This is a genomic window from Streptomyces sp. cmx-18-6, assembly GCF_046548915.1.
Lineage (GTDB): Bacteria > Actinomycetota > Actinomycetes > Streptomycetales > Streptomycetaceae > Streptomyces.
The window spans coordinates 205,294-218,026 of record NZ_JAEBEP010000013.1 but is presented as its reverse complement, the minus strand read 5'-3'; the positions used below and the strand labels follow the sequence as shown (position 1 = coordinate 218,026).

General features: G+C 72.0%; 10 protein-coding genes and 1 rRNA gene. 7 read left to right on the top strand and 4 right to left on the bottom strand.

What is annotated here, in order from left to right; all coding sequences use genetic code 11:
• Positions 1-67: ribosomal RNA gene (locus ACLJPL_RS27560) — 16S ribosomal RNA — on the bottom strand; the annotation flags it as partial.
• Positions 68-789: 722 nt separating this feature from the next.
• Here ACLJPL_RS27560 and ACLJPL_RS27555 point away from each other — a divergent pair.
• Both ACLJPL_RS27555 and ptsP read left to right on the top strand, forming a co-directional pair.
• Positions 790-1,239: a PTS glucose transporter subunit IIA gene (locus tag ACLJPL_RS27555; protein ID WP_411083631.1), complete on the top strand. Its 450-nt coding sequence runs from the start codon at positions 790-792 to the stop codon at positions 1,237-1,239.
• A gap of 76 nt (positions 1,240-1,315) precedes the next feature.
• The gene (ptsP, locus tag ACLJPL_RS27550; protein ID WP_411083630.1) at positions 1,316-2,986 is read left to right on the top strand and encodes a phosphoenolpyruvate--protein phosphotransferase; all 1,671 of its coding nucleotides are present in this window, start codon (positions 1,316-1,318) and stop codon (positions 2,984-2,986) included.
• Between the two features lie 73 nt (positions 2,987-3,059).
• Here the strand turns inward: ptsP and ACLJPL_RS27545 are convergent, their stop codons facing one another.
• Together ACLJPL_RS27545 and ACLJPL_RS27540 are read right to left on the bottom strand one after the other, a co-directional pair.
• Positions 3,060-4,022 carry a hypothetical protein gene (locus ACLJPL_RS27545; protein ID WP_411083629.1) on the bottom strand — a complete coding sequence of 321 codons (963 nt, stop codon included), beginning with the start codon at positions 4,020-4,022 and terminating at the stop codon, positions 3,060-3,062.
• A 63-nt stretch (positions 4,023-4,085) separates the two neighbouring features.
• A complete protein-coding gene (locus ACLJPL_RS27540) occupies positions 4,086-6,065 on the bottom strand; it encodes an acetoacetate--CoA ligase (RefSeq protein ID WP_411083628.1) in 1,980 nt (659 codons plus the stop codon).
• Positions 6,066-6,325: 260 nt separating this feature from the next.
• Between ACLJPL_RS27540 and ACLJPL_RS27535 the strand changes: the two genes are divergently transcribed.
• A complete protein-coding gene (locus ACLJPL_RS27535) occupies positions 6,326-8,695 on the top strand; it encodes a glycoside hydrolase family 31 protein (protein ID WP_411083627.1) in 2,370 nt (789 codons plus the stop codon).
• A gap of 200 nt (positions 8,696-8,895) precedes the next feature.
• Here ACLJPL_RS27535 and ACLJPL_RS27530 read toward each other — a convergent pair whose 3' ends face one another.
• Positions 8,896-9,489, bottom strand: coding sequence for an NUDIX domain-containing protein (locus ACLJPL_RS27530; protein ID WP_411083626.1), 594 nt, complete (start codon positions 9,487-9,489; stop codon positions 8,896-8,898).
• Between the two features lie 69 nt (positions 9,490-9,558).
• Here ACLJPL_RS27530 and ACLJPL_RS27525 point away from each other — a divergent pair, with 69 nt between their 5' ends.
• The 4 genes from ACLJPL_RS27525 to ACLJPL_RS27510 all read left to right on the top strand — a co-directional run bounded on the left by ACLJPL_RS27525 (position 9,559) and on the right by ACLJPL_RS27510 (position 12,656).
• Positions 9,559-10,392: a M15 family metallopeptidase gene (locus ACLJPL_RS27525; RefSeq protein ID WP_411083638.1), complete on the top strand. Its 834-nt coding sequence runs from the start codon at positions 9,559-9,561 to the stop codon at positions 10,390-10,392.
• 161 nt (positions 10,393-10,553) lie between these two features.
• Positions 10,554-10,901 (top strand): Mpo1-like protein, encoded by a 348-nt coding sequence (locus ACLJPL_RS27520; RefSeq protein WP_398823260.1) that lies wholly within the window; start codon positions 10,554-10,556, stop codon positions 10,899-10,901.
• A 100-nt stretch (positions 10,902-11,001) separates the two neighbouring features.
• The gene (locus ACLJPL_RS27515) at positions 11,002-11,469 is read left to right on the top strand and encodes a Zn-ribbon domain-containing OB-fold protein (protein ID WP_411083625.1); all 468 of its coding nucleotides are present in this window, start codon (positions 11,002-11,004) and stop codon (positions 11,467-11,469) included.
• A complete protein-coding gene (locus ACLJPL_RS27510; protein ID WP_411083624.1) occupies positions 11,466-12,656 on the top strand; it encodes a lipid-transfer protein in 1,191 nt (396 codons plus the stop codon). The genes ACLJPL_RS27515 and ACLJPL_RS27510 overlap by 4 nt, the downstream gene beginning before the upstream one ends.
• Positions 12,657-12,733: the final 77 nt, after the last annotated feature.

Sequence of the window (12,733 nt, the reverse complement as noted above, 5' to 3'; positions counted from 1 at the left end):
GTTCGACTTGCATGTGTTAAGCACGCCGCCAGCGTTCGTCCTGAGCCAGGATCAAACTCTCCGTGAATGTTTACCCGTCATCGGGTGCACACATCACGAGAGCGGAACAACAAGTCGGAATAAGACCTGTTGTTCACAGCGTCCTCGCTGTGTAATGCCTACCGCCACACATGGCGGCCGTAGGACTTTTCAAAGGAACCACCAACCTGCACCAGGTGCAGGCCGGGGTATCAACATATCTGGCGTTGACTTTTGGCACGCTGTTGAGTTCTCAAGGAACGGACGCTTCCTTCGGTCCCGTATCACCGGGGCCCTCCGGGCGCTTCCCTTCGTATTTTTTCTTGCTGTTTTGCTGTCTTGCGCTTCCGACTCTATCAGACTGTTTCCTGTCCGATTCCCGGTCGAAGCGGGTCAAGCGGTTTTGCTGACTTTCGCTTCCAGGTAATTCGCTTTCGCGGTTTTCCCTTTCGGCGAGTCCGACTCTATCAGGCATTTTCCGTTTCCTTGACCGTGTCCTGCGGGCATGCCGAAAGAACGTTCAGGGTTAGGATCTGGGCTTGAAGGTCGCCGCCGACCCCCGACTCAAAGTCGCGTTGGGGTCAGGCAGGAGTACGACAGTACAGGCCGCCGGGGACCGAGGCAAATCGCTTGCGGTGCACCCCTAGGGCTGTCAACCGGGCGGTCTCGGGCGGAACCGGGACTTCATATGACTTACTCTGCTGAGCAGTACGCCGTCCCCCATCAGCCGCGGCGGCGACACCTGACTCTCCACCCCCTGGGAGGCTCCCCATGACCAACGTGACGTCCCCTCTTGCCGGACGCGCCATCGGACTCACCGCGGTTCCCGACCCGGTCTTCTCCGGCGCGATGGTCGGTCCCGGTACCGCCATCGACCCCGTGCGTGAGGCGTCCGAGGCCGTGTCCCCGGTGGACGGCATCGTCGTCTCCCTCCACCCCCACGCCTTCGTCGTCGTCGACGAACACGGGCACGGGGTGCTGACGCACCTCGGCATCGACACCGTCCAGCTCAACGGCGAGGGCTTCGAGCTCCTCGTGAACAAGGGGGACACGGTGACCCGGGGCCAGAGCATCGTGCGCTGGGACCCGGCCGGCGTCGAGGCCGCCGGCAAGTCGCCCATCTGCCCCATCGTGGCCCTGGAGGCCACCGCCGAGTCGCTCTCCGACGTCCGTGAGGACGGGGACGTGAAGGTCGGCGACACACTGTTCGGCTGGCAGTGACGCCTCGGGCGCAGTGACGGGCCAGTTGCACAACCACCGCGGTGACTCGGTCGCCGCACAACCGGAGACGGGTGAAATGGAGACAACGCTGCGAGGCGTCGGCGTGAGCCACGGTGTGGCCATCGGCGAGGTTCGGCACATGGGTACGGCGGTGCTGGAGCCGCCCGCCAAATCGATTCCCGCCGAGGAGGCCGGTCGCGAACAGGGGCGCGCCCGGCAGGCGGTGGAGGCGGTCGCTGCCGATCTGATCGCGCGCGGCAATCTGGCCGGCGGCGAGGCACAGCACGTGCTCGAGGCGCAGGCCATGATGGCGCAGGACCCCGAGCTGATGGCCGATGTCGAGCGGCGGATCGCCGTGGGCAGCACCGCCGAGCGTGCCGTGTACGACGCGTTCGCCGCGTACCGGGCGCTGCTGGCCGGCGCCGGGGAGTACCTGGCGGGGCGGGTCGCCGACCTCGACGACGTACGGAACCGGATCGTGGCGCGGCTGCTCGGTGTGCCGATGCCCGGGGTTCCGGACAGCGACGAGCCGTATGTGCTGATCGCGCGCGACCTGGCTCCCGCCGACACGGCACTGCTCGACCCGACGCTGGTGCTCGGCTTCGTCACCGAGGAAGGCGGGCCGACCAGCCACAGCGCCATCCTGGCTCGGGCGCTCGGCGTTCCGGCCGTGGTGGCTCTGCCCGGCGCGGGTGAGCTGGCCGAGGGCACGGTCGTGGCGGTGGACGGCAGCACGGGCGAGATCTTCGTCGACCCGAGCGCCGAGAAGCGTGAGGAGATGGAGGCCGCGGCTGCCGCTCGTAAGGCGGCGCTGTCCTCTTCGACCGGTCCGGGCGCCACGTCGGACGGGCACAAGGTGCCGCTGCTCGCCAATGTCGGCGGTCCGGGCGATGTGCCCGCGGCGGTCGAGGCGGGGGCCGAGGGTGTCGGGCTGTTCCGCACCGAGTTCCTCTTCCTGGACGACAGCAAGCAGGCTCCTTCCGAGGAGAAGCAGGTCGCGGCCTATCGCGCGGTGCTGGAGGCGTTTCCCGAGGGGCGTGTCGTCGTACGCGTACTGGACGCGGGCGCCGACAAGCCGCTGGACTTCCTGACGCCGGCCGACGAGCCGAACCCGGCGCTCGGTGTGCGGGGGCTGCGCAGCCTGCTGGAGCACCCCGATGTGCTGCGGACCCAGCTGACCGCGCTGGCGAGGGCCGCCGAGGGGCTGCCGGTGTACCTGGAGGTCATGGCCCCCATGGTGGCCGACCGCATCGACGCCAAGGCGTTCGCGGACGCGTGCCGTGAGGCCGGGCTGCGGGCGAAGTTCGGTGCCATGGTGGAGATTCCCTCCGCCGCTCTGCGGGCGCGGTCGATCCTCCAGGAGGTCGAGTTCCTGTCGCTGGGCACCAACGACCTGGCGCAGTACACCTTCGCCGCCGACCGTCAGGTGGGTGCGGTGTCCCGGCTTCAGGACCCGTGGCAGCCGGCCTTGCTGGATCTCGTGGCACTGTCCGCCGAGGCGGCTCGTGCCGAGGGCAAGAGCTGCGGTGTGTGCGGGGAGGCCGCCGCCGATCCGCTGCTGGCCTGTGTGCTGACGGGGCTGGGCGTCACCTCGCTCTCCATGGGTGCGGCGTCCATTCCTTATGTGCGGGCCACGCTGGCCAAGTACACGCTGGCGCAGTGCGAGCGCGCGGCGAACGCCGCCCGCTCGGCCGACTCCGCCGACGAGGCGCGCAACGCCGCTCAGGCGGTGCTGTCGGGCGAGTAGCCGGGGTCGGCTGTTCATGTTCGGGAGGGGCTTTCCGCCGGGTGGCGGGAAGCCCCTCCCGCTGTGTGCCCTCTCAGTGGTGCGGCTCCGCCGGGTCGGCTCCGATGTCGAATCCGGCGCAGTACTCCACACCGGATTCCGGAGAGACGGGCTCGCCGGTCTCCGCGTCGGTGCAGTAGGCGTTGAACACCTCGCCCGCGGTGAGCGGGGCGAGCGCGCCGTAGGCCAGACGCCAGCCGTGGACGCGGTCCCGGCGGTCGGGGGTGCTGGTGCGGAGCACGACTCCGCCGCGCGCCTCCAGGGCGATGGCCACCGCGAGCACGGTGGCGAACTCCGCTCCTTCCGAGGTGTCCAGCTCGGCCGGGCCGGTGGAGTCGCGCCGGGTGTGGAGCACCGCCAGGAGCTGGTCGTTCTCCGTGGGGGTGGAGCAGACCAGGTGGTGGGTGCCGGGGCCCGCTGCTTGCAGCAGGCGCATGAGGAGGTGCGAGGCCCGGTCGAAGGCCGCGCGTCCGATGTCCTGGCCGCAGTCCACGCAGGCCCCGAGGTCGGCGAGGCGGAGGGTGGCGTACTCCCAGGTGGCCCGGCGGACCGCGCGGGAGACCAGGAGCGGGATGAGGTCGCTGAGCTGCTGGCCGGTGTAGGCGACGGTGGCTCCGGCGGCGGCGATCTCGGCGGTGAAGCGGCTGCGGCTGGCTCCGGTGTCCGCGTCGAGGCCGGAGTCGGCGCAGAATTCCGCGTAGTCCTCGGGGTCGAAGAGGGCGATGGTGGTGTGCACGCCCTGGGCCGTGAGGGATTTGAGCAGGGCCTCGACCTGCTGGAGGTAGACGGTGTGGTCGGTGAAGGCGAAGGTGCGGTAGTGCCGCATGGCCGCGAAGTCCCGCTCGTCGACGAGGAGGCCGACCGTGCTGGGAGCTTCGCGGCGCAGTGTGCGGCGCATGGTGGTGGCTTGCTGGGCGCCGCCCTGTCCGGCCCCGGGTTCGATGCGGTGCTTCGTGTTGTCGGTGGAGCTGTGGTCGGTGTTGTCGGTCTGCGCCATGTGTCCCCCTGTGCGCGGTGAATCCTTGCTCACTCAGCGTAATCAGGGGGTCTGACAACCGGCCTAGTGGCGGCGCTTCGCGGCCAGTTCGGCGTAGAAGTGGAGCAGGTCGAGGTTGTCGACGGAGCCCGGGTTGACCGCCTTGGCGAGTTCGGCTCCCTGGAGCAGGCGCTTGACCGGGACCTCGATGCGCTTGCCGGTGAGGGTGTGCGGGATCGCGGGGACCTCGATGACCTCGTCCGGTACGTGGCGCGGGGAGAGGTTCTCGCGGATGGTCGCCTTGATCGCGGCTCGCAGGTCGTCGTCCAGGGTCGCGCCTTCGGCGAGGTGCACGAAGAGCGGCATCCAGTAGCCGCCGTCGGGTTCTTCGAGGCCGATGACGAGGGACTCGCGGATCTCGGGGAGGCGTTCGACGGCCTCGTAGATGTCGGCGGAGCCCATGCGGACGCCCTGGCGGTTCAGGGTGGAGTCGGAGCGGCCGTGGATGATCACCGAGCCGCGGTCGGTGATGGTGATCCAGTCCCCGTGCCGCCAGACGCCGGGGTACATGTCGAAGTAGCTGTCGTGGTAGCGGCTGCCGTCCGGGTCGTTCCAGAAGCGGATCGGCATGGAGGGCAGGGGGTTGGTGACGACGAGTTCGCCGACCTCGTCGGTGAGGGGCTCGCCGGCCGGGTCCCAGGACTGGAGGTCGGTGCCCAGACAGGGGGCCTGGAGTTCGCCGATGTGGACGGGGAGGGTGGGGACGGCTCCGGCGAAGCAGCTGCACACGTCGGTGCCGCCGCTGACCGAGGCGATCCAGAGGTCGTCGGCCACCTCGTCGTGGAGCCAGCGGAAGCCGTCCGGCGGGAGCGGGGAGCCGGTGGTGGCGACGCACTGGACGCGGGAGAGGTCGAAGTCGCGGCCGGGGTGGATGTCGGCCTTGCGGCAGGCCATGACGTACGCGGCGGAAGTGCCGTAGAGGGTGGCCCCGGTCTGTTCGGCGATCCGCCACTGGGCGCTGACGTCCGGATAGCCGGGGCTGCCGTCGTACAGGACGACGGTGGTGCCGGTGAGGAGGCCGGAGACGAGGAAGTTCCACATCATCCAGCCGGTGGAGGTGTACCAGAAGAAGCGGTCCTCGGGGCCGAGGTCGCAGTGCAGGCCGAGCTGCTTGAAGTGTTCGAGCAGGATGCCGCCCTGGGACTGGACGATGGCCTTGGGCAGGCCGGTGGTGCCGGAGGAGTAGAGGACCCAGAGCGGGTGGTCGAAGGGGACCTGTTCGAAGACCGGCTCGGTGTCGGCGGAGGTGAGGGCGGCCCAGGCGAGCGCGCCTTCGGGGGCGTCGGTGCCGAGCAGCGGGATGTGGACGACGGCGCGCAGGGTGGGCAGTTCGCGGCGGAGTTCGGCGACGGTCTCCGTACGGTCGTGCTCCTTGCCGCCGTAGCGGTAGCCGTCGACGGTGAACAGGACGACGGGTTCGATCTGCTGGAACCGGTCCAGGACGCTGCGGGCCCCGAAGTCGGGGGCGCAGGAGGTCCAGACCCCGCCCACGGCCGCGGTGGCGAGGAAGGCGACGACGGCCTGCGGGATGTTGGGGAGGTAGCCGCTGACCCGGTCGCCGGGGGTGACGCCGAGGGCGCGGAGTTCGGCGGCGAGTGCGCCGACCTGGCGGCGGAGGTCGGCCCAGCTGACGGGGACCTGGGTGTGGGTCTCGTCGACGTAAAGGAGTGCGGGGGTCTGCGCGCGGGCCGGGTCCTCGGCGGTGCGCAGGGCGTGTTCGGCGTAGTTCAGGGTGGCGCCGGGGAACCAGGTCGCGCCGGGCATGGCGCGGTCGCCGATGACGCTCTCGTACGGGGTGGAGAAGCGGACGTCGAACCACTCGGCGACGGCCTGCCAGAAGGTGTCGAGCTCGTCGATCGACCAGCGGTGCAGGGCCGCGTACCCGCCCTCGGCCGGGGCTCCGAAGCGGCTCGCGGCCCAGCTCTGGAAGCGGGTGACGGCGGCGGCGGCGATGCGGTCGGGGCCGGGCTGCCAGAGGGGGGCGTCGGGCGTGGCTGCGGTCATGGGGCGGCTCCCTGGCTGGACGGGTACGCGGGTGGCGTGTCGGCGCGCACGGGCTGGGGTGTGCGCGTGAGCGGCTGACACGGACGATGCCATGTGATCGTCTTCGGCACCAGGGTGGCCCGGGGTGAGGGGGTGTGCGGTGACGCGGCCGGGGCGTCCGCGCGGGAGTGGCGGGCGCGTCCGCGGTGACGCGGCCGGGGCGGGTGAACGGCAGTTGAACGGGGGGTTCTGCGGGTCTGGCGGGTGGCAGGGTGTGCGCCATGGACGGTCGTGACCTGGTGCGTCGGGTGAGGTTGGTCGGTTCGGTGCGGGGGTTGCGCATGGTGCGCGCGGCCTGGCGGCGGCGGTCGGCGGATGCGCGTGCGCTGCCCGCGCGCGGTGCGGAGCGGGCCCGGGTGCCCGGGGCTCTGGTGGGGGCGGAGCCGGGTCCTGGTGGGGGTGTGGTGCGGTTCGCGCGTTCGGAGCTGCGGATCCGGGTGGCGGTGGGCGGTGCGGTGTTCTGGGCGTGGGACGGGGCGGATCCGCTGCCGTCGTACGCGTTGGCGGGCGAGGTGCCCGGGCCGGATCCGCGGGCGGTGCTGGAGCCGGACAAGGACGGCGGCTGGCAGGTGGTGTCCGAGCGGCTGACGGTGGTGGTGTCGCGTACGGGTGCGGTGGAGCTGCGGACGCCGGGCGGGGTGCTGTTGCGGCGGGAGTTGCCGCCGCGCTGGTGGGAGCCGGTGGGCGGGGGTGCGGTGCGGTGGGTGCAGCGGTCGGAGGTGCCGGCGGACGCGCGGTTCTTCGGGCTCGGCGGGCGGGCGTCGGGGCCCCGGCTGCGGGACGGGGCGTACGGGCTGTGGAACACCGATCGGGGCGGGCGGTTGGGTCCGGGGGACGATCCGCTGCATCTGACGATGCCGGTGCAGGTGGTGGTGTCGGACGCGGGCACCCATCTGGCGTTCCACGACAACACCTGGGCGGGCCGGGTGGTGGTGCGCGAGGGCGAGGAGGGCGCGGGTTCCGGGCACGACCGGCCGGGGACCTGTGAGGTGCGGATGGAGGGCGGTCCGCTGCGCTGCTGGGTGGTGTCGGGGACGCCGGCCCGGGTGCTGCGGGGGTGGACGGCGCTGACGGGTGCGCCGGCGGTGCCGCCGTCGTGGGCGCTGGGTCCGCAGCACGCCCGGTGGGGATTCGGCGATGAGCGGGAGGTGCGGCGGGTCGTCGCCGGGTACCGGGAGCGGGGGCTGCCGCTGTCCGTGCTGCATCTGGACATCGACCACTACGACGCGCACCGGGTGTTCACGGTCGACCGGGAGCGGTTCCCCGGGCTGCCCGGGCTGGCGGAGGAGTTGCGGGAGGAGGGCGTGCGGCTGGTGTCGGTGGTGGGTCCGGCGGTGAAGGCCGCGCCGGGCGACGCGGTGTTCGACGCGGGTGCGGCGCTTGGGGCGCGTGGGGCGTACGTCCGGGACGCGCGGGGGCGGGTGGTGGTGGGCGAGGTGTGGCCCGGGGCCTGCGTCTATCCGGATTTCACTGATCCGGTTGTGCGGGAATGGTGGGGATCTCTTTACGGGGAGCGGCTGGCTCAGGGCTTCTCGGGGGTCTGGCACGTCATGGACGAGCCGGTGTCCTTCGCCGCGTTCGGGGATCCGTCGCTCCCCCGTTCCGCCCGGCACGTCCTGGAGGGCCGTGGCGGCGACCACCGCGAGGCGCACAACGTGTACGCCCTGTCGATGGCGCGCGCCGGGTACGAGGGGCTGCTCCGGTTGCGTCCCGAGGAGCGGCCGTTCCTGTTCTCGCGGTCGGGGTGGGCGGGGATGCAGAGATACGGGGGCACCTGGTCCGGTGATGTGCCGACGGGGTGGGAGGGGCTGCGGTCGTCGTTGTCGCTGGTGCTGGGTCTCGGGCTGTGCGGGGTGCCGTACTCGGGGCCGGACGTGGGCGGGTCCGACGGGTTCCCGTCGCCGGAGCTGTATCTGCGGTGGTTCCAGATGGGCGCGTATCTGCCGTTGTTCCGCACCCATGCGGCGATCGACGCGGGGCGGCGGGAGCCGTGGGAGTTCGGGCCCGAGGTGCTGGAGCACGCGCGGGCCGCGCTGGTGGAGCGGGAGCGGCTGCACCCGTACTTCGTGACGCTGTCGCAGGTGGCGCGGCTGTCGGGGGCGCCCTATGTGCGGCCGGTGTGGTGGGCGGCCCCGGGCGACCGGGCGTTGCGGGGGTGCGAGGACGCGTTCCTGCTGGGCGACGCGCTGCTCGTCGCGCCGGTGATGGAGGGCGGCGCGGACCGGCGGGTGGTGCGGCTGCCCCGGGGGCGCTGGTACGACACGGCGACCGGGCGGGCGTACGAGGGGCCGGGGCCGGTGGCCATCGACGCGCCGCTGTCCCGGATCCCGGTGCTGGCCCGGGCGGGGGCGGTGATTCCGGTGCGGGACGCGGACGGTGAGCTGGAGCTCGAGGTGTGGCCGCCCGCGCCGGGGCGTACCGGGGGCGGGCTGCTGGTCCGGGACCCGGGTGACGGGTGGGGCGAGGCGGTGGTCGAGCGGTACGTGTCCCGGTGGGGCGGGGGCCGGGTGGCGGTCGAGCGGGAGGGCGGGGCGGGGGCGGAGGCGGGGGTCGGGCTTTCGGTGCGGGTGCGGGGGGTGGAGGAGGGGTAGCGGGGTTTGTGGCTGCTGGGTCCTGGCTGCTGGGTCGCGGCTTCTGGCTCCTGGCTCCTGGCTTCCGGCTCCTGGCTGCTGGCCTCAGGCTTCCGGCTGCTGGCTGCTGGCTCGTGGCTGCTGGGTCCTGGCTCGTGCCTCCTGCCGCCTTGCCGACGTCCCGTACGCCGGGGGCCTCGGTTGTCGTGGCTCGTGTCGGCTCAGCCGTAGCGGCCCGCGAACCAGGCGTTCACCGCTTCGGTGTGCAGCGGGAAGGTCAAGGGGCGCGGGGCGTACAGGATCTCGTAACCGGAGGTCTCGCGGGTGGGGACGGACGGCGGCAGGGCGGCGTGGGGTCGTCGCGGGAGGAGGCCGAAGAGCAGGAGGTGGCCTCCGCTGTCGCTGAGGGCGTCGGCGAGGCGGACGTCCTGTTCGGCGGCCTCGATCCCGGTCTCCTCGCGCAGCTCGCGGACCACCGCGTGCCGCCAGTCCTCGGCGTGATCGATGAAGCCGCCGGGCAGCGCGGTGCCGCCCTTCTGCGGCTGGATGGTGCGCGTGATGACGACCAGTCCGGTCGCACCCCGGCCGGTCACGGGCAGCAGGGCCACGGCGACCGGGAGCGGGTTGCGGTACGCGGTGGTGGAGCAGCGCGCGCAGGTGCGGGGCCAGGCGCCGGGGTCCGGGAGGGTGGTGTACGGGGCTCCGCAGGTGGAGCAGTGGGAGTCCCTGACGTACGGGGTCGGCTGCCGACCGGTCGTCGGGGCTGGGGTGTTGGAGGGCTCGGCGCGCTCGGTGCGCTCGGTGGGCTCGGACACGGGCGGACTGTATCCGATCGTCCTTTCGCCGGGGCGGCGAAGCTGATGGACGATGTGCCCATGACAGGAATGTGTACCGCTCTCCGCGCCCTGGCCACCGCGGCCGCCGCCACTGCCCTGCTCGCCACCTCGGCCGTCTCCCCCGCGCCCGCACAGGCCCGCCCCGGATCCGCGTCGGTGCGGGCCGGTACCGAACCGAAGGCGCCCGATGGGTTCGTGGCGTTGCGTTCGGTGGATCCGACGATCATCCAGGAGATGCGCTACACCACGGCGCACACCTTCCTCGGCGAGCGTGTGGACGGTTACCGGCAGCCGGTCTGCATCCTGACCCGGCCCGCCGCCCGTGCTCTGCACCTGGCGCAGAAGCGACTGCTGCGGCAGGGATATTCGCTGAAGGTGTACGACTGTTACCGGCCGCAGCGGGCGGTGGACCACTTCGTGCGGTGGGCGAAGGATCTCGACGACCAGTCCATGAAGGGGGAGTTCTATCCGCTGGTCGACAAGTCCCGTCTGTTCGAGGACGGTTACATCGCGGAGAAGTCCGGGCACAGCAGGGGCAGCACGGTGGACCTGACGCTGGTCCGGCTGCCGGCTCTGCCGACCCGGCCGTACCGTCCGGGCGAGCGGCTGACGCCCTGCTTCGCCCCGAAGGGTGAGCGGTTCCCCGACAACTCGGTGGACATGGGCACCGGTTACGACTGCTTCGACACCCTGTCGCACACGGACGACCCCCGCATTCAGGGTGCGCAGCGCGCCAACCGGCAGTTCCTGAAGCGGACGTTGACCGAGGCGGGGTTCGTGAACCTGCCCGAGGAGTGGTGGCACTTCACCTACAAGCCCGAGCCATTCCCGGATTCCTACTTCGACTTTCCGGTGGATCGCCGGTCGGTGGGCGGGCGCTGATCCGTGGGCGGGCGCTGATCGGCAGGCGGCTCTGATTCGGCAGGCGGGAGCCGAAAGGAACGGGCGACCGGGACCACCCCCGTGGGCTCCGGCCGCCCGTTCTTCCTTATCGACGCGGCACAGGCGTGTTCGGTTGCCGATCGGACGGCTACGGTGCCCGTATGTCACAGCAGACGTTCGACTCGTACGAGGAATTCTGGCCGTACTACGTGGCGATGCACTCCCGTGCCGCCACCCGCTGGGTCCATCTGACGGGCACGCTGACCGGTCTGACCATCGCCGCCTACGGGCTGGCCCGGGGCCGGAAGCGGTATCTGGCGGCGCTGCCGCTGATCGGGTACGGCACGGCCTGGCCCGCGCACTTCCTGATCGAGAAGAACAACCCGGCGACGTTCGGGCATCCGGCGTGGTCGCTGCGCGGGGACGCGCAGATGATCGGGATGATGCTCGCCGGCCGGGACGCGGAGCTGGCGGAGACCGCGGCGAAGTGGCTGGCCGAGAACGGCTGAGCCGCCGGAGGGGCAGGCCCCCGGGCCGCACCCCTCGTCGGCGACGGCTGCCCGTGGCACACTTCTGACGTCTCGTCAGATGCCGTACCGGGGAGGGGCTTTGTCGCGCACGCGTATACCGGTGGTGGCCGGCTGGTTCACCGAGGACGCCGCCGAGGAGGAGTTCCGGCTGCTGGGCACCCGCTGCTCGGGCTGCCGGACGGTCCACTTCCCCCGCGAGGACGGCCATTGCCGCAACCCGGGCTGCCCCGGCGGGGAGTTGGACGAGGCGCCGCTGTCGAAGCGGGGCACGGTGTGGTCCTGCACCGATGGGCGCTACCGGCCCCCTCCCCCGTATGTCAGCGATCCCGACGCGCCCTGGGTCCCCTGCACCCTGGTCGCCGTGGAGCTGGCGGCCGAGCGGATGGTGGTGCTGGGGCAGGGCGTGCCCGGGGCGGTGGTGGGCGACTTCCCGGTCGGCTCGGTGGTGGAGGTGGTCCCGGGCGTCCTGGACGAGGGTCCGGCGACGGACACCGTGCACACGACCTGGCACTGGCGGCCCGTCGCGGGGGCGGGGGTGGTGGCGTGACCGGCGATGTGGCCGTCCTCGGGACCGGGATGCACCCGTGGGGGAAGTGGGGGCGCGGCTTCGTCGCGTACGGGCGGGTCGCCGCGCGCGCCGCTCTCGCCGACGCGGGCGTGGACTGGCCCGAGGTGCGGTCGGTGGTGGGCGCGCAGACGGTCCGGGGCGGCTATCCGGGGTACGTGGCCGGGGCGACGTTCGCGCGGGCGCTCGGGTGGCAGGGGGCGCGGGTGACCTCGGTGTACGCCGCGTGCGCTTCGGGGGCGCAGGCGGTCGACACCGCGCGGGCGCAGATCCTGGCGGGGATGGCGGACGTGGTCCTGGTGGTGGGGGCCGACGCCGCGCCCAAGGGGTTCTTCGCCCCGGCGGGCGGGGAGCGGCCGGACGACCCGGACTGGTTGCGCTTCCGGGTGCTCGGGGCGACGAACCCGGCGTACTTCGGGCTGTACGCCCGCCGGAGGATGGCCCTGTACGGGGATACGCCCGGGGACTTCGCGCTGGTCAAGGTGAAGAACGCGGCGGCCGGGGCCTTGAACGAGTACGCCCGCTACCGGACGCCGGTGACGGCCGAGGAGGTCGCCGCTTCCGCGATGGTGGCCGATCCGCTGCGGCTGCTGGACATCTGCGCCACCTCGGACGGGGCAGCGGCTCTGGTGCTGTGCAGCATGGAGTACGCGCGGCGGCGCGGGGTGGCCGATCCGGTGCGCATCCGTGCCGTGTCCACTGTGACGCCGACCTTCCCGAGGACTGTCCTCGACCTGCCGGACATCGGCACCGACTCGGCGGTGGCCGTGGACCCGTCGCCGGAGAGCTTTCGCGCCTCGATCGCGCGGGCCGCGTACGAGGAGGCGGGCATCGGGCCGGAGGATCTGTCACTGGCCGAGGTCTACGACCTGTCCACGGCACTGGAGTTGGAGTGGTACGAGGACATCAGGCTGTGCGGTCCGGGTGAGGGCGCGAAGCTGGTGCGGGAGGGGGCGACCGGGCTGGGCGGCCGGATCCCCGTCAACGCGAGCGGCGGGCTCGCCTCGTTCGGCGAGGCGGTGCCCGCGCAGGCGATCGCTCAAGTCTGCGAATTGACCCGGCAGTTGCGCGGCCGGGGCGGAGCGCGGCAGGTGCCGGGTGCCAGGGTGGGCATCACCGCCAACCAGGGGCTGTTCGGGCACGGTTCGGCGGTGGTGGTCGTGCGTTGACAAGGGCCTTACGTGGTAGGTGTCTTGACGGTTCGTCATGGCCGCAGAACACTCACAGCCCGGTCCGCCGGACGTCG

Bases quoted from the DNA above. Each gene is read 5' to 3' on its own strand.
- ACLJPL_RS27555 (WP_411083631.1), top strand. From the start codon at position 790: ATGACCAACGTGACGTCCCCTCTTGCCGGACGCGCCATCGGACTCACC.
- ptsP (WP_411083630.1), top strand. From the start codon at position 1,316: ATGGAGACAACGCTGCGAGGCGTCGGCGTGAGCCACGGTGTGGCCATC.
- ACLJPL_RS27545 (WP_411083629.1), bottom strand. From the start codon at position 4,022: ATGGCGCAGACCGACAACACCGACCACAGCTCCACCGACAACACGAAG.
- ACLJPL_RS27540 (WP_411083628.1), bottom strand. From the start codon at position 6,065: ATGACCGCAGCCACGCCCGACGCCCCCCTCTGGCAGCCCGGCCCCGAC.
- ACLJPL_RS27535 (WP_411083627.1), top strand. From the start codon at position 6,326: ATGGACGGTCGTGACCTGGTGCGTCGGGTGAGGTTGGTCGGTTCGGTG.
- ACLJPL_RS27525 (WP_411083638.1), top strand. From the start codon at position 9,559: ATGTGTACCGCTCTCCGCGCCCTGGCCACCGCGGCCGCCGCCACTGCC.
- ACLJPL_RS27520 (WP_398823260.1), top strand. From the start codon at position 10,554: ATGTCACAGCAGACGTTCGACTCGTACGAGGAATTCTGGCCGTACTAC.